Origin of the sequence: Kitasatospora putterlickiae (assembly GCF_039527695.1) — a bacterium.
GTDB lineage: Bacteria > Actinomycetota > Actinomycetes > Streptomycetales > Streptomycetaceae > Kitasatospora > Kitasatospora putterlickiae.
In genome coordinates this window covers 47,832-63,403 of the sequence record NZ_BAAAKJ010000131.1, presented here as the reverse complement: position 1 = coordinate 63,403, position 15,572 = coordinate 47,832, and the positions used below count along the sequence as shown (strand labels likewise).

14 protein-coding genes are annotated in these 15,572 nt (G+C 72.5%); 8 read left to right on the top strand and 6 right to left on the bottom strand.

All coding sequences use genetic code 11. The features are described 5' to 3' along the window. Positions 1-107: 107 nt before the first annotated feature. Both ABD308_RS13815 and ABD308_RS13810 read left to right on the top strand, forming a co-directional pair. Positions 108-1,106 (top strand): alpha/beta hydrolase, encoded by a 999-nt coding sequence (locus tag ABD308_RS13815; protein WP_344333238.1) that lies wholly within the window; start codon positions 108-110, stop codon positions 1,104-1,106. 102 nt (positions 1,107-1,208) lie between these two features. Next, positions 1,209-1,745 (top strand): GNAT family N-acetyltransferase, encoded by a 537-nt coding sequence (locus ABD308_RS13810; RefSeq protein ID WP_344333235.1) that lies wholly within the window; start codon positions 1,209-1,211, stop codon positions 1,743-1,745. A 189-nt stretch (positions 1,746-1,934) separates the two neighbouring features. Here ABD308_RS13810 and ABD308_RS13805 read toward each other — a convergent pair whose 3' ends face one another. Genes ABD308_RS13805 through ABD308_RS13790 form a run of 4 tightly spaced genes read right to left on the bottom strand, consistent with a single transcriptional unit; the run spans position 1,935 to position 6,458 of the window. Continuing rightward, a complete protein-coding gene (locus ABD308_RS13805) occupies positions 1,935-2,795 on the bottom strand; it encodes an amidohydrolase family protein (RefSeq protein WP_344333327.1) in 861 nt (286 codons plus the stop codon). 8 nt (positions 2,796-2,803) lie between these two features. Next, the gene (locus tag ABD308_RS13800) at positions 2,804-3,688 is read right to left on the bottom strand and encodes a 3-hydroxyacyl-CoA dehydrogenase NAD-binding domain-containing protein (protein ID WP_344333230.1); all 885 of its coding nucleotides are present in this window, start codon (positions 3,686-3,688) and stop codon (positions 2,804-2,806) included. Beyond that, the gene (locus ABD308_RS13795; RefSeq protein WP_344333228.1) at positions 3,685-5,667 is read right to left on the bottom strand and encodes an acetoacetate--CoA ligase; all 1,983 of its coding nucleotides are present in this window, start codon (positions 5,665-5,667) and stop codon (positions 3,685-3,687) included. The genes ABD308_RS13800 and ABD308_RS13795 overlap by 4 nt, the downstream gene beginning before the upstream one ends. After that, on the bottom strand, positions 5,664-6,458 hold the full coding sequence (locus tag ABD308_RS13790) for a crotonase/enoyl-CoA hydratase family protein (protein ID WP_344333226.1): 795 nt from the start codon (positions 6,456-6,458) through the stop codon (positions 5,664-5,666). The genes ABD308_RS13795 and ABD308_RS13790 overlap by 4 nt, the downstream gene beginning before the upstream one ends. A 110-nt stretch (positions 6,459-6,568) precedes the next feature. On the opposite strand from ABD308_RS13790, the gene ABD308_RS13785 reads away from it, so the two are divergent. From ABD308_RS13785 to ABD308_RS13765, 5 genes are all read left to right on the top strand, one after another. Further along, the gene (locus ABD308_RS13785; RefSeq protein WP_344333222.1) at positions 6,569-7,030 is read left to right on the top strand and encodes a MarR family winged helix-turn-helix transcriptional regulator; all 462 of its coding nucleotides are present in this window, start codon (positions 6,569-6,571) and stop codon (positions 7,028-7,030) included. A 158-nt stretch (positions 7,031-7,188) separates the two neighbouring features. Continuing rightward, complete coding sequence (locus tag ABD308_RS13780) at positions 7,189-7,593, top strand: RidA family protein (protein WP_344333218.1); 405 nt, start codon at positions 7,189-7,191, stop codon at positions 7,591-7,593. Positions 7,594-7,834: 241 nt separating this feature from the next. Then, complete coding sequence (locus ABD308_RS13775; protein ID WP_344333207.1) at positions 7,835-9,130, top strand: type I glutamate--ammonia ligase; 1,296 nt, start codon at positions 7,835-7,837, stop codon at positions 9,128-9,130. 4 nt (positions 9,131-9,134) lie between these two features. Then, positions 9,135-10,304, top strand: coding sequence for an amidohydrolase family protein (locus ABD308_RS13770; RefSeq protein ID WP_344333204.1), 1,170 nt, complete (start codon positions 9,135-9,137; stop codon positions 10,302-10,304). Then, positions 10,297-11,493 carry a M20 metallopeptidase family protein gene (locus ABD308_RS13765; RefSeq protein ID WP_344333201.1) on the top strand — a complete coding sequence of 399 codons (1,197 nt, stop codon included), beginning with the start codon at positions 10,297-10,299 and terminating at the stop codon, positions 11,491-11,493. The genes ABD308_RS13770 and ABD308_RS13765 overlap by 8 nt, the downstream gene beginning before the upstream one ends. A 66-nt stretch (positions 11,494-11,559) precedes the next feature. On the opposite strand, the gene ABD308_RS13760 is transcribed toward ABD308_RS13765, so the two are convergent. Together ABD308_RS13760 and rocD are read right to left on the bottom strand one after the other, a co-directional pair. Further along, positions 11,560-12,417: a MurR/RpiR family transcriptional regulator gene (locus tag ABD308_RS13760; protein ID WP_344333198.1), complete on the bottom strand. Its 858-nt coding sequence runs from the start codon at positions 12,415-12,417 to the stop codon at positions 11,560-11,562. A gap of 112 nt (positions 12,418-12,529) precedes the next feature. Continuing rightward, positions 12,530-13,807 (bottom strand): ornithine--oxo-acid transaminase, encoded by a 1,278-nt coding sequence (gene rocD / locus ABD308_RS13755; protein ID WP_344333194.1) that lies wholly within the window; start codon positions 13,805-13,807, stop codon positions 12,530-12,532. A gap of 366 nt (positions 13,808-14,173) precedes the next feature. On the opposite strand from rocD, the gene ABD308_RS13750 reads away from it, so the two are divergent. Next, positions 14,174-15,520: a M20 family metallopeptidase gene (locus ABD308_RS13750; RefSeq protein ID WP_344333190.1), complete on the top strand. Its 1,347-nt coding sequence runs from the start codon at positions 14,174-14,176 to the stop codon at positions 15,518-15,520. Positions 15,521-15,572 lie beyond the last annotated feature (52 nt).

Genomic DNA, 15,572 nt, shown 5'->3' with positions numbered 1-15,572 from the left:
GGCGTGCTCGTGGCGTCGGAGGATGACCTTCCGTCCGGTGCGGTCCGGGTGGGCACCCGGGCCACGTGCCGCGTGCAGCGCCTTCCCGATCACGCCAGGAGCGAAGATTGTCCGACCCCACGCCCCATCGGGCCCGAAGACTGGTGCTCGACCGGGAGCTCCAGGAGTTCCTGGACGCCCGGACCGGAGCGGCGGCGACGGAACCGCCGGACCTCTCCTTCCTCGCCCTCGACAGTCTGTCGAGCGTCAACCCGGACGCCGACGGGGAGTTGGACGATCCGTACGGCACCGAGACGGAGTGGCTCGTCCTGCCCTGCGGGCCGACCGGTCGGGTGCGCGTCCAGGTGACCAGGCCCACCGGCACCTCCGAGCCGACCCCCGTGGTGCTCTTCCTGCCGGGTCTGGGCTGGTCGCTCGGCGACGCCGCCTGCTACGCGCGGATGGTGCGGGACTTCGCCCTCGGGGCGGACGCCGTCGTCGTGTACGTGGACTACGACCGGGCGCCCGCGGCGCGCTATCCGGTGGCCGTCGAGCAGTGCTACGCGGTGGCCCGCTGGATCCACGAGCACGGCCGCGCGATCGGACTGGCGGGGGACCGGATCACCGCCGTCGGCGACTCCGCGGGCGCCAACCTGGTGGCGGCCGTGACGCTGCTCGCGCGCCGCCGCGGGGACGTGCGGCTGCTGCACCAGGTGCTGCTCTGCCCGGTGACCGACGCGGACTTCGACACCGCGTCCTACCACCGGTTCGCGACGGGCTACTTCCTGCACCGCGAGCACATGCGCCGGTTCTGGGACGACTACCTGCCCGACGCGTCCCGCCGGACGGAGGCCACCGCGGCGCCCCTGCGGGCCCCCTTGGAACAGCTGGCCGGCCTTCCTCCGGCCCTCGTGGTCACCGCGGAGGCCGATGTGCTGCGGGACGAGGGCGAGGCCTACGCCGCCAGGCTCCGCGCGGCCGGCGTCCCCGTGGTGTCGACCCGCTACCAGGGGGTGACGCACGGCTTCCTGCTGATCGGTGCGCTCCACCCCACCGGGAGCAGCCGCGCCGCGCTGATCCAGGCCATGGACACCGTCCACATGGCCCTGCACCGCCGGCCCTGGTGACGCGGTGGCCGTCGGCCGTGCCCGGGATGGGAGCGGGGCCTGGCGGTGTACCGGGGAAAATCCAGCGGAGCGGACGGCCGCGCGCTGCTACGGTCGGGCGCCATGAGCTGGCTTCCCGATGACTTCGTCCACCCCGTCCTGGTACCGCTGCCGGGCGGTGGCCATCACCTGCGGCCGATCCGGGAGGCGGACACCCGGCTCGACTATCCGGCCGTGATGGGTTCGCGCGAGCGGCTGTGGACCATCTTCGGCCCGGCCTGGGGCTGGCCCGCGGCCACCATGACCTACGAGGGCGACCAGGCCGACCTGTTGCGGCACGAGAAGGAGATCGCCGCGCACCAGTCCTTCAACTACGCGCTGTTCGACGCGGCGGAGACGGCTCTGCTCGGCTGTGTCTACATCGACCCGCCGGAGCGGGCCGGCGCGGACGGCGAGGTCTCCTGGTGGGTGGTGGACGAGCTGGTGGGCGGCAGGGTCGAGCAGGCCCTCGACGCGCTGGTGCCGCGGTGGATCGCCGCCGACTGGCCGTTCGAGCGGCCGCGTTTCCTCGGCCGCGAGATCTCCTGGTCGGACTGGCTCGCCCTGCCGGAGCATCCCGGCACGTCAACGGCTGCCGCCCGTACCGATCTCGAAGGCTGACGATCGAACGGTGGTCCCGATCGGGTGACCATGGCGGTTTCCGCGCCGGACAGCAGGGCCTCCGGGTGGCTCGGGGGCGCGATCCCGTTCCGAGCGGTTCCCGGAAACCCCGCTGTCCGACCCGCGCCCGGATTCCGTGGTTCCGGCCGAACGATGTCGGCCCGGCAGGAACCAGGCACGTGCGGGTCGTCAGAGGCCGAGGATACGGGCGGCGTTCTCCTTGAGGATCAGGGGGCGGACCTCCGGCTTGATGCCGAGGGTGTCGAAGTCCGCCAGCCAGCGATCGGGCGTGACGACGGGGAAGTCCGAGCCGAACAGCACCTTGTGCCGGAGGAAGGAGCCGGCGGCCTTCACGAGCTGCGGCGGGAAGTACTTCGGCGACCACCCCGACAGGTCGATGTACACGTTGGCCTTGTGCGTGGCGACGGAGATCGCCTCGTCCTGCCAGGGCACGGACGGGTGCGCCAGGACGATCGTCAGGCCGGGGAAGTCGGCGGCGACGTCGTCCAGGAGCATCGGGTCGGACCAGCGCAGCTTGATGCCGCGCCCGCCCGGCAGGCCGGCGCCGATTCCGGTCTGCCCGGTGTGGAACAGGGCGGGGACGCCCAGTTCCTGGATCGCCTCGTAGAGCGGGTAGTGCTCACGGTCGTTCGGCGCGAACGCCTGGAGGCTCGGGTGGAACTTGAAGCCGCGGACGCCGTGGTCGAGGACGAGCGAGCGGGCCCGGGCGACGGCGTCCGGCCGGTGCGGGTCGACCGAGCCGAACGGGATGAGGACGTCGCGGTGGGCGGCGGCCGCCTCGGCGATCTCCTCGCTGGACAGGGCGGGGTGACCCAGGCCCGTGGTGGCGTCCACCGTGAAGATCACGGCGGCCGTGCGGCGCTCGCGGTAGTACGCGGCCAGGCGTTCCACGGTCGGTGTGCGGTCCTGGCCGGACTTGAAGTAGGCGGCCGAGGCGTCCATCAGTTCCGCGTCGAGCGCGAGACGGCCGTGGGCGTCCTGCTCCACGTGGACGTGGAAGTCGATGGCGATCGCGTCGGCGGGGTTCATCGGAGTGCTCACAGGTGGTCGGTCCGGTTCTTGGCGTCGAGGAGGAGGGAGAGGAGGGCGTCGCGTTCCGCGACGAGGTCGGCCTCGGCGGCGCCGGCCAGCTCGTCGTTGACGCCTTCGGCTATCGCGCGCGTCAGATCGGGCGTGAGGCGCGGGGTGCCGAGGTCGGCCCACCACTCCTCCATGGGCGGGCCGAGGTGCTCCAGGACGTGCGCGATGCCGCCCGGGCCGCCCGAGAGGTGCTGGTTGAGGAAGGGGCCGAGCAGCGCCCAGCGCAGGCCGGGGCCGTGGGCGATGGCCGCGTCGATGTCGGCGACGCTCGCCGCGCCGCGCTCGACCAGGGAGTACGCCTCCCGCCAGAGCGCTGCCTGGAGGCGGTTCGCGACATGGCCGGGCAGTTCCTGGCGCAGCCGGATCGGACGGCGGCCCAGGCTGCGGTAGAAGCGCATCGCCTCCTCGACGACGGCCTCATCGGTCCGCTCGCCCGGTACGACCTCGACCAGCGGGATGAGGTGGGGCGGGTTGAACGGGTGCCCCACGAGGACCCGTTCGGGATGGGCCGTGCAGGCCCGCTGGATCCGCGACGGCGGCAGCCCGGAGGAGCTGCTCGCCAGGATCGTCCCCGGCGGGGCGGCGGCGTCGAGGACGGTGAAGAGCTCGTCCTTCAGGTCGGCACGCTCCGGGCCGTTCTCCTGGACGAAGTCGGCGTTCGCGACGGCCTCGGCGAGGTCGGACGTGAACGACAGCCGGCGCTGGTCGGCGGCGACGGCCGCCCGGAGCCGCTCCTCCGCGCCGGGCGCGGGATCGGCGGCGACGACCTCGTGCCCGTGCAACAGGAAGAGCGTGGTCCAGGACGCCCCGATGACTCCGGTACCGACGACGGCGACCCTCACGACGCACTCCCGCGTTCACTCCCGCGCGCGGCACCGGCGGCCCGCCTGGCGGCGTACGCGACGAAGGGGTCGAGGGAACGCGGGTCGGCGAGGACGTCCGCACTGGCGACGGACTCGGAACGCTCGCCGAGCAGGATCCGCTTGACCGGCACCTCCAGCTTCTTGCCGGTGCGGTTGCGCGGGACGGCCGGCACCCGCTCGATGACGTCCGGGACGTGCCGCGGTGACAGCGCCGACCGCAGCGCGCGGGCGATCCTCGCACGGAGGGCGTCGTCCAGCTCCGCGGGGCCGGAGACGAAGAGCAGCAGCTCCCCGTTGCCGCCCTCGGGGTCCTCGATGTGGACGACGAGACTGTCCTCGATCTCGGGAAGGTCCTCGACGACGGCGTAGAACTCGGCGGTGCCGAGCCGGACCCCGCCCCGGTTGAGGGTGGCGTCGGAGCGTCCGGCGACGACGCAGTGGCCCTCGGGCGCGAACCGGACCCAGTCGCCGTGCCGCCACACGCCCGGGTACTCCTCGAAGTACGCGGCCCGGTAGCGGGAGCCGTCGGTGTCGCCCCAGAAGCCGACGGGCATCGACGGCATCGGCTCGGTGATCACCAGCTCGCCCAGCTCGCCGACGACCCGTCGGCCCTCGCCGTCGTAGGCGTACGCGGCGACCCCGAGACAGGGGCCGGAGATCTCTCCGGCGCGCACGGTCTGGAGCGGGCTGCCCTGGAGGATCCCGGTGCAGACGTCGGTGCCGCCGCAGCCGACGTTGAGGAGGACCTGGTCCCCGAACTGCTCGGCCACCCAGCGGAAGCCGTCGGCGGCGAGGGGGCTGCCCGCCGCGCCGAGCTGCCGCAGCCGCGACAGGTCGAACTCCTCGGCGGGCCGGATCCCGGCCTTGCGGCAGGCCATGAGGTAGCCGGGGCTCACGCCCATCAGCGTCGTCCCCGTCTCCTCCGCGATCCGCCACTGCTCCCGCAGGTCGGGGTGGACCGGATTGCCGTCGATCATGACGATCGAGGCGCGGACGAGCAGCGCCGAGACCAGGGTGTTCCACAGCATCCAGGCGGTCGTGCTGAACCAGAGCATCCGGTCGCCCGGCTTGAGGTCCCAGCTCAGCGCGTTGTTCTTCAGGTGCTCCAGCAGGATCCCGCCGTGCCGGTGGACGATCGCCTTGGGGATGCCGGTGGTGCCGGAGGAGAAGAGCACGAACAGCGGATGGTTGAACGGCACGGGCTCGAAGGCCGGTTCGGCGGGTTCGGCCAGCAGCTCCGTCCAGCCCAGCGCGTCGGGGAGGGCGTTCGGTCCGTACGGGACGTGGACGATCCGTTCGACGGTGGGCAGCCGGGAGGCGATCTCGGCCACCTCGGTACGGCGGTCGACGTCCCGCTCCCCGTAGCGGTAGCCGGCGACGGTCAGCAGCACCTTCGGTTCGAGCTGGGCGAACCGGTCGACCACGCTGCGCGGGCCGAACTCCGGGGCGCAGGCCGCCCAGACCGCGCCGATGCTCGCGGTGGCGAGGAAGGCGACCAGCGTCTCCGGGATGTTCGGCAGGTAGGCGACGACCCGGTCGCCCTTGCGGACCCCGAGGCGCAGCAGCCCGGCGCGGGCCCGGGCGACCTGGTCGCGGAGCTCGCCGAAGGTCAGTTCGACCGGCGCCCGGGTCTGGGAGCGGGCGACGACCGCGACGGCGTCGAGGTCCTCCTCGCGGCCGAGCGCGTGCTCGGCGTAGTTGAGGGTCGCGCCGGGGAACCACTCGGTGTCCGGCATCGACCTGCGGCCCAGGGTGGCCGTGGGCGGGGTGTGGGGGCGGACGTCGAAGAACTCCCAGACCGACGACCAGAAGCCGTCCAGGTCGGTGACGGACCATCGCCACAGGCTGTCGTAGTCCGGGAAGCTCAGCTGCCGCTGAGTCTCCAGCCAGCGGAGGTAGCGGCCGATCTCCGATTCGTCCCTGACCGAGGGGCCGGGGGTGCTGAGGATCTCGCTCATCGGGCGTCCTTTCCGTGGGGGCCGCGTGCGGCGGCGACCTTCGCGGCGCGGCCGTCGAGGAACGCCCGCATCCGCTCCTGGGCGTCGTGGCTGCCGGCCGCGACGGCCGACATGAGGGATTCGAGCAGCAGGCCGCCGGCGGGCGAGGCCTCGGCGATCCGGGGGAGCGCCTGGAGGACGGCGAAGTTGGTCAGCGGTGCGTTGGCCGCGATCCGCTCCGCGAGCTCCAGGGCCCGGGCGCGCGCCCCGCCCTCCTCGGTCAGGTACTGCGAGAGGCCGGCGGCCTGGCCCTCGGCGGCGTCGAGGACGCGGCCGGTGAGCATCATGTCCGCCATCCGGTGGGCGCCGATCAGCCGGGGGATGCGGACCGAGCCGCCACCGCCGACGAAGAGTCCGCGCTGTCCCTCGGGCAGCGCGTAGAAGGTGGACGGCTCGGCCACGCGGATGTGCGCGGCGGCGGCCAGCTCCAGGCCGCCGCCGATCACCGCGCCCTTGAGCGCGGCCACCACGGGGAGGCGTCCGCCCTCGATGGTGTCGAAGACGCGGTGCCACATGAGCGAGTGCTCCAGCGCCTCCTCGGTGGACCGCTCGGTCAGCTCACCGAGGTCGAGCCCGGCCGAGAAGTGATCACCCTCGGCGTCCAGGACGACGGCCCGGACGTCCGCGCCCGGCGTCCGGAAGAACTGCTCGACGCTCAGCACGGTGGCGTCGTCGAGGGCGTTGCGCTTGGCCGGGCGGCGGAGCGTGAGGATCGCGACGCCGTCGCGGCGGTCGATGGAAAGCGTGGTCAAGAGGGGCTCCTCAACTATCAGGAATCCTGAGTATCGGAGAGTGTTTCGCCGGTAGGCAAGGGGGTGAGGCTAGAATTTTTGACAGGTTTCCTGATGATGGGGGAGGGCTTGTGACGGACATCGCTCCGCCGTCGTTGCTGTACTCGGTGAAGCAGGTCGAGCTGGCCACCCGGGCGCGGCTCGACGAACTGCTCAAGCCCGCGGGCGTCACCGCCCTCCAGTACACCGCCCTGACCGTGCTCGAACGCCGGGACGGCATGTCCTCGGCCGAGCTCGCCCGCAACTCCTTCGTCCGGCCGCAGTCCATGTCCGACCTGGTCGGCGCGCTGGAGCGGCGGGGCCTCATCGCCCGGTCCCCGGACCCGGCGAGCCGGCGCCGCCACGTCATCAGCCTGACGGAGGAAGGCCGCACCCTGCTGGCCCACTACGACCCGGCCGTCCGGGACCTGGAGGACGAGATGCTCACGGGCTTCACGGCCCGCGAGCGCACCGCCTTCCGCGCCTACCTCAACCGCGCCCGCGAGGCACTCGGCCAGCCGAGGGACCTGCCTGCGTCAAGCGCGTCGTCGTAGCCCTGGCGGGCTGGGGCCCGCCGCCGTCGATCCTGTGCGCGCGAAGGACACTTCGACGGCGCTGCCAGGCGATCACGGTTCATCTGAACCCGTAACTTCCTTGCGTAAGGGGCCTGTCCGCAGGTGGCGGCCCACAGGCTGTACCAAGGGAGTGAGTCATGGGTACTCAGATGAAGGCGTTCGGGTTCGGCATGCCGTGGGAATCGATGTACGGCTACAGCCAGGCCGCTCAGGTCGGTGACACGGTCTATGTGTCGGGGCAGCTGTCTCATGACCGTGACGGCACTTTCGTGGGTGCCGACGACTTCGAACTGCAGGTCCGCACCACGCTGGAGAACCTGGACCTGGTGCTGAAGCAGTTCGGGGCCGAGCGCGGCCAGATAGTGGAGACCACGGTTCTGGTGAGGAACCTGCGCGAGAACTTCGACGCGACGGCACGCCTCCACGCCGAGTACTTCGGGGAGCACCGGCCCACCAGCACGGTCATGGGCGTTTCCGACCTGGCGCTGCCGGACCAGCTCGTCGAGATCGGCGCCCTCGTGCGCCTCGATGTGAAGCCGTAGGTGAGGAGTCCGGTCCGGCCATTCCTCGCATGGCCGAGCCGGACACCCGGGACTCCGGCGAGTACGGACGCGTCACCCGGCACGGACCTCGGCTCGGAGCGCCGGGCATCGGTGAAATATTGATTCCGAGCCTGGCGCTCTTGACCATGTCTGAAATGTTTGTAACTCTCGATGTTCCCGCGGCCGCCCGCGTACCCGCCCACCCGCAGCGCGGCGACGCGGCCCGATCGAAGAGGTAGACATGAGTTCTTCAACCACGGTGTTCGTGGCGACCAACGACCTGTCCGGATTCACCCGCGGGCGTGCCGCGCCGGGCAACGCGGCCGACGGTGTGCTGCGCCGCGGGCTGGGCTGGGTCCCGGCCGACCTCGCGGTGACGGCCTTCGGGGAGCTCGCGCCGAATCCGTTCGGCTCGACGGGCGACCTGAAGCTGCTGCCGGCCGAGTCCACCGGCGTGGACATCCCCGCCCGCGGCGATGTGCCGGGCGTCCGGCTGTATCTCGCCGACCAGGTGCTGCCGGACGGCACCCCGTGGGAGAACTGCCCGCGCACCTTCGCCCGCAGGGCCCTCGACGACTTCCGGCGTGCCACCGGGCTGGAGGTGGTGGCCACCTTCGAGCACGAGTTCATGATCCCCGGACTCGGCAGCGGCGCCCCGTTCTCCTTCGGCCGGTTCCGGTCCGCCGAGCCGTTCGGCAGCGAGCTGGTGTCATTGCTGGACCGGATGGGACTCGAACCGGAGACCTGGCTGCCGGAATTCGGCACCGACCAGTTCGAGATCACCCTGCGCCCCTCCGACGCCATGACCGCCGCGGACCGCGCGGTGGTCCTGCGGGAGGTGGTCCGCGACCTGGCGTCGCAGCACGGACACCGGGCCACCTTCGCGCCGCTGCCGCACCCCGACGGCAGCGGCAACGGCGTGCACGTCCACCTCTCCCTGCGTGACGCGGCGACCGGGCGGCCGGTCCTGTACGACGCCGCCCGCCCCGGCGGGCTCTCCGAGCTGGGCGGGCGGTTCAGCGCGGGGATCCTCCGGCACGCCCGCGCGCTGCTCTCGTTCACGGCGGGCAGCCCCAGTTCGTACCTGCGCCTGACGCCCAACCGCTGGAGCTCCGGCGGGGTGTTCCTGGCCGAGCGCAACCGGGAGGCCCTGCTGCGGATCTGCCCGACGAGCACCCTGGGCGGCGGCGTCGTCGCCGACCAGTTCAACCTGGAGTACCGCGCCGCGGACGCGACCGCCAACCCGTGGCTGGTCCTCGGTGTCCTGGTGCGGGCCGGACTGCGGGGAGTGGCGGCGGACTACGCGCAGCCGCGGGTCTGGCCCGAGGAGGCCGGGGAGGCGGACCTCACGGACGTCCCCTCCCTGCCCGGCGGCCTGGAGGAGGCCCTCCTCGAACTGGACAAGGACGAGGTGGTGTCCGGCTGGTTCTCCGCCGAGCTGCTGGAGACCCACCGCTCGGTGAAGCGGTCGGAACTGGCCGCGGTCTCCGGTCTGGACGAGCGGGGCGTGTGCGGGCGGGTCGCCGATGTCTACTGAGCCGATGCCCGCCGAGCCGACGTCCACCGAGCCGACGCCCGCCGAACTGCGCCGCCACATCGCCGCGTTGCCGCTGATCGACCACCACGTCCACGCCTCGCTCGCCTCGCCGGTCACCCGGGGGCGGTTCGAGACGCTGATCACCGAGTCGGACCGCCCCATCCCGGCCGGGGTCACCCAGTTCGACTCCCAGATCGGGTTCGCGATCCGCCGCCACTGCGCACCGCTCCTCGGTCTGCCCCCGCACGCGTCGGCGGACGCGTACTGGGCCGCGCGCTCCGAGCGCACCCCGGAAGAGCTGTCGGACCTCTTCCTCGCCGCGGCCGGCGTCTCCGACTGGTTGTTGGACACCGGGTTCAAGAGCGACGAACTGCTCTCGCCCGACACGCTCGCCGAGCGCCTGCCCGCCCGGTTCTCCGAGATCGTGCGCCTGGAGACCGTCCTGGAGGGCATCGCTCCGACGAGCGGCGCCGCGCGCCTCGCCGACGACTTCCGGACGGCGCTCGCCGATGCCACCGCGTCGGCGGTCGGCCTGAAGTCGATCATCGCCTACCGCTACGGCTTCGACTTCGCCCCCGCCCGCCCCTCCGCCCAGGAGGTGGAACGCGCGGCCGGCGCCTGGCTGCGCGAACTGGAGGCGGGCGCCCCCGTCCGGGTGTCCGACCCGGTGCTGCTGCGGATGGCCCTGTGGACCGGAGTGGACACCGGTCTGCCCCTGCAACTGCATGCCGGGTACGGCGACCCCGACCTGGATCTGCGACGGTGCGACCCGCTGCTGCTGATGCCCTGGCTCAAGGAGATCGAGGGCACCGGCACCGATGTCGTGCTGCTGCACTGCTACCCGTTCCAGCGCAACGCGGGATTCCTCGCCCAGGTGTTCCCCCACGTCTACTTCGACGTCGGTCTGGGGGTGAACTACACGGGCGCCGCCTCCACCGCCGTCGTCGCCGAGAGCCTCGAACTGGCCCCCTTCACCAAGGTGCTGTACTCCTCCGACGCCTGGGGGCCGCCCGAACTCCACCTCCTGGGCTCCGTCCTCTGGCGGCGCGGCATGTCCCGGGCGCTCGGAGGCTGGGTCGAGGAGGGCGAGTGGTCCGAGGCCGACGCCGTCCGCGTCGCGACGATGATCGGACGCACCAACGCGCAGCGCCTCTACGGACTGCCCCATGCCTGACCCGGACGCGTACGAGGCCCTGTGGTCCGCCCTGGACCGGCACCTCCCCGGGGCGCTCGACCTGCGGCGCCGACTGCACCGCGAGCCCGATCTGTCGGGTGACGAGGCGGCGACCCGGGACATGGTGCTGGCCGCGCTGCCGGGCGCCGGCGCGGCGGTCAAGACGGCCGAGACCGGCGCGGTGCTGCGCATCGGCGGGCCGGGGCCGGCGATCGGTGTGCGCGGGGAGATGGACGCACTGCCCGTCACCGAGGAGACCGGTGTCGCCTGGGCGTCGGCGCGGCCGGGGGTCATGCACGCGTGCGGTCATGACACCCACCTCGCCGCACTCGTCGCCGTGGCGGGGGCCCTGGCCGAGACGGGGCCTCCGGTTCCGCTGCTCGCCGTGCTGCAGCCGCGCGAGGAGACCTACCCCTCCGGGGCGCGGGACATCACCACCAGTGGCGTGCTCGACTCCGAGCGGTGCGCCGCCATGGTGGGCGTCCACGTCCAGCCCCTGCTGGCCCGGGGCGAGGTGGCGTGCACGGCGGGGGGTGTCAACGGTTCGTCCGACGAGTTCGAGATCGTCGTGCGGGGCAGGTCCGGACACGCCGCGTACCCGCATCTGACGAACGACGCGCTGCTGGCGATGTCCGAGATCGTCGTCGCGCTGCAGAGCGTGGTGAGCCGGTCCGTCGACCCGATGGCGCCCGCCGTCGTGGGAGTGTCGTCGTTCTCGGCGGGCAACGCCGCGAACGTGATCGCCGGCACGGCGCGGGCGACGGGCACGGTCCGGGCGCTGGCCTCCTCGACCCGGGAACTGGTCCACCGACGGATCACGGAGGTCGCCGAGTTCGTCGCGCGGGCGCACGCCTGCACCGCTTCGGTGACCATCACCCACGGCGAACCCGTGCTCGACAACGACCCGGCCCTGGTGCGGAGCATCACGCACCAACTGGACCGCCGGGGGCTCCCGGTCTCCGGGAACCTGCGCTCGCTGGGCTCGGACGACTTCTCCTACTTCTGCGAGCGGGTGCCCTCGGCGATGCTGTTCGTCGGCACGGGGACGTCCGAGCCGCTGCACTCCTCGCGCTTCCTGCCCGACGACGGGGACGTGCGCGCGCTGGCCACCGCTCTGATGGCGGCGTACCTCGGAACGGCCGCCGCCCTGGAGGAGCGTGCCGGCGCCCGGGGAGCACCGGCCGGGTAGCGGCCCGCCGCGCCGACGGCCCGGGGCCGGGTCACCCGCGGCAGCGGTGACCCGGCCCCGGGCCGTTCAGGCGTGCTCGGACGCCGTCTCGAACCGTTCCATGCGCTCCCTGCCCGCCGCCCCCATGGCGTCCGTCACCGCCGCCACCAGGCTCTCGCTCAGTGCCATCGCGGCCACCAGGGAGTCGAACGGCGAGGCGGACTCCACCCGTGCCGGGAGGACGACCTTGGCCAGCTTGGCGATGGGGGAGAGCCAGTTGTCCGTCATCAGGCACACGGTGGCGCCCCGGGCGGCCATTCCCTCGCTGAAGCGGAGGCTGGACTCGCTGTAGCGGCGGTAGTCGAGGACGAGGAGCACCGTGTTGGCGTCGGCGTCGGCGAGCGCCCTGCGGCGCTCCATCTCCTCCTGGCCGATCACGTCGACGTCCTCGCGCAGCTGCCACAGGTGGATGACCAGGTACTCGGCGAGCAGCCGGCTGAAGCGGCCCCCGGTCACGCGTACGCTCCGGGCCGGGTCGCCGAGCAGTCTGACGAGGGTGGCGAACTCCGACTCCGGCAGTTCCGCGTAGGTGGCCTCCAGCAGTTGCGCGAAGGCCCGCCGCGTCTCCGGCAGCACCCCCTTCGCGGAGACCGACGCCTTCTCGGCGTACTGCTTCAACGGGGAGCCCAGTTCCCCGTTCAACTCGTGGACCAGGGCGCGCTGGAAGGCCGGGAACCCGGCGAAGCCGAGCCGGGTGGCGAAGCGGACCACCGTCGCCGAACTCACGCCGGCGCCGGCGGCCAGGTCCGCGACGGTGGTGAGGCCGGCCGTGGGGTACTGGGCCAGCACCGCGCGGGCGACCTTGCGTTCGCCGTTGCTGAGTCCGTCCATGGCGGAGAGCAGCAGCTTCCGCACCGACGCGTGACCCCCCGGTATCGTCTCCATCTTTCAAGAATACCAAGGAAGGGTGCGCTGAAACGTTCGTTACACCGGACCGCCCCGGGAACGCGACGGCGCCACGGGTCGCCCCCCCGTGGCGCCGCCCGTCGACGAGCCGTCAGCTCCGCGCCTGCGCGAGGACGCCGGCCAGGGCGTCCACCAGCAGGTCGATCTCGTCCCCGGTGGCCACCAGGGGAGGGGCGAACCGCACGGTCGATCCGTGGGTGTCCTTGGCCAGGACGCCGCGCCGCATGAGGCCCTCGCACGCCTCGCGACCGGTCATCAGCCGGGGGTCGATGTCGACTCCGGCCCACAGCCCCCGGGCGCGCACCGCCAGCAGACCGGCGCCGACCAGCTTCCGCAGACCGGACTCCAGCCGCTCGCCCAGTACCCGGGCGCGCTCCTGGTACTCCCCGGTCGCCAGCATCGCGGCCACCTCGTGGCCGATCGCGGCCGCCAGGGGGTTGCCGCCGAACGTCGAGCCGTGGGTGCCGGGGGTGATGACGCCGAGCACGTCGTCGTCGGCGGCCACGGCGGACACCGGGTAGAGGCCGCCGCCCAGGGCCTTGCCGAGGACGTAGACGTCCGGCACGACGTCCTCGTGGTCACAGGCGAAGGTGCGGCCGGTGCGGGCCAGGCCGGACTGGATCTCGTCGGCCACCATCAGCACCTCGCGCCGCGTGCAGAGTTCGCGCAGGTCCCGCAGGAACCCGGGCGGCGGGACGACCACGCCGCCCTCGCCCTGCACGGGCTCGAAGAGGACCGCGACCACCGTGTCGTCGATCGCCTCGTCGAGCGCCCCGATGTCGCCGTACGGCACCCGCGTGAAGCCGGGCGTGAACGGCCCGTAGTGGTCGGTGGCGACCGGATCGTCGGAGAAGCCGACGATCGTCGTCGTCCGCCCGTGGAAGTTGCCGCTCATCGTGATGACGGTGGCCCGGTCCGCCTCCACGCCCTTCACGAGGTAGCCCCACTTGCGGCTCACCTTGACGGCCGTCTCCACCGCCTCGGCGCCGCTGTTCATCGGCAGGACGCGCTCCTTCCCGGTGAGCCGGGCGAGCGCCTCGGCGAACGGGCCCAGCTGGTCGTTGTAGAAGGCGCGGCTGGTGAGGGCCAGCCGGTCGAGCTGCTCGTGGGCGCGCCGCAGCAGGCGCTCCGGGCGGTGACCGAAGTTCAGGGCGGAGTAGCCCGCCAGGCAGTCGAGGTAGCGGTTCCCGTCCACGTCGGTCACCCACGCGCCGTCCCCGGAGGCCAGGACGACGGGAAGCGGATGGTAGTTGTGCGCGGCGAAGCGCTCCGTCTGCTCGATGTGCTCGCGCGCCGTCCGCGACGGGGCCGGCGCGGCCGCCCCCGTCGTGTCGCCCGTGCTCCCGCGGCCCTCGTCGTACTGGTTCATCCCGGCTCGCCTTCCCGACCGCCGATGCGCGAGCGGTCGAAACTGTGGATTCATGAGATATGGGATGGAGCTAACCTGAAATATTCATTCCATTCAAGGGGTGTGCGGGAGTGGCGGCCGCGGCGTGTCGCGCACGGGGCGCGATCGCCTGGAGACCCTCGGTCATCACGGATGGTCAGACGCGCGCGGCCGGTCCCGAACGACGCCGCGCGCACGGCCCTTGACGGCCCGTGAATGTAACGCCTGTTTCGGAATCGGCTATTGACACGTGAAACCTATCGCCTGTTTCATTCTGGCCAAGCGGCGAGGCCCGGCGCCGAGACGGTCGCGGGCGCCGCACCTCCCGAGCGCGCCACTGGAGGCGTCATGAGCTCCCCCGAAGAAACTGCCCGGTTGAACCGCCTGATGTCCGTCGTCGACGGACTGCGCGACGAGATGACGGCGAGCCTGCAGGAACTCGTCCGGATCCCGTCCGTGAGCCCGAAGTATCCGGGAATCGAGTACAAGGACCACGTCGGCCGGGAAGGCGAGGCGACCGCGCTCCTCACCGACCTCTACCGCCGCGCCGGGGCGTCCGTGGACGTCTTCGCCGTGGAGGAGGGGCGCGACAACGCCATCGGCCGGATCGGCGGCAAGGGCGGGGGGAACTCACTGATCTTCAACGGCCATGTGGACGTCGTCCCCGGCGGGGATCCGGCCGGGTGGGCCAAGGCCCCGCCGTTCTCCGGCGAAGTGATCGGCTCCCGGATGTACGGCCGTGGGACCACCGACCAGAAGTCGGGGCTCGTCGCCCAGGCCTATGCCGCGATCGCCCTGCGCGAGGCCGGGATCGAGCTCGGCGGAGAGCTTCAACTGCAGTGCGTGGTCGGCGAGGAGACCGGTGACCACGCCTGCGGGACGGGCGCGGTGGTCGAGCGCGGGTACGTCGCGGACGCCGCGGTCGTCTCGGAGCCGAGCGCGCCGCCCACGCCGCTGTCGATCGTGGTCGCCAGCCCCGGACTGCTCTGGTTCTCCGTCACGGTCGAGGGCAAGAAGGTGCACGGCTCCATGCGGGGCGCCACCGTCCACCCCGCCCACTCCGGCGACCTGATCGGGGTGAACGCCATCGACAAGGTCTTCCTCGTCTACCGGGCGCTGCGCGCGCTGGAGGACGAATGGGCCCGCACCCAGCGCCACGACCTCTGGTACAACGGCCACTTCTCCCTGCTGCCCGGTGCCATGCGCGGCGGCCCCGGTGACCTGACCGTCCCGTTCGCCCTGTCCGACACGGCCACCATCGAGTACGGGGTCATGTACCACCCCGAGCGCTCACCCGAGGACGTGACGGCCGAGATCCAGGCCGTCATCGACCGTGCGGCGGACGCCGATCCGTGGCTGCGCGACCACCGCCCGCACTGCGAGTGGAAGCTCAACTGGGACCCGTTCGTCACCTCGCCCGACGACGGCATCAGCCAGTCCGTCGCCGGCGCGTACCGGACCGCGGCCCAGGGCACCGCCTTCTCCGACCAGCCCTCCTACACCGGGCTCTACGGCGTCTGCGACGCGACCGTGTTCACCCGCACCGGTGTGCCGTCCGTCGTCTTCGGCCCCGGCGACCTGCGCGTCGCCCACGGCAACGACGAGTACGTCGACCTCGACGAGGTCTGGCTCGCGGCCCGCACCTACGCCGTCCTCGCCACCCGCTGGTGCGGCACCGCTTCCCCCGTGTCCTGACCCGGACAGGTCTCCGCCTCGCCGGGTCCCCCACCCGCGCGAGGCGCCCCGG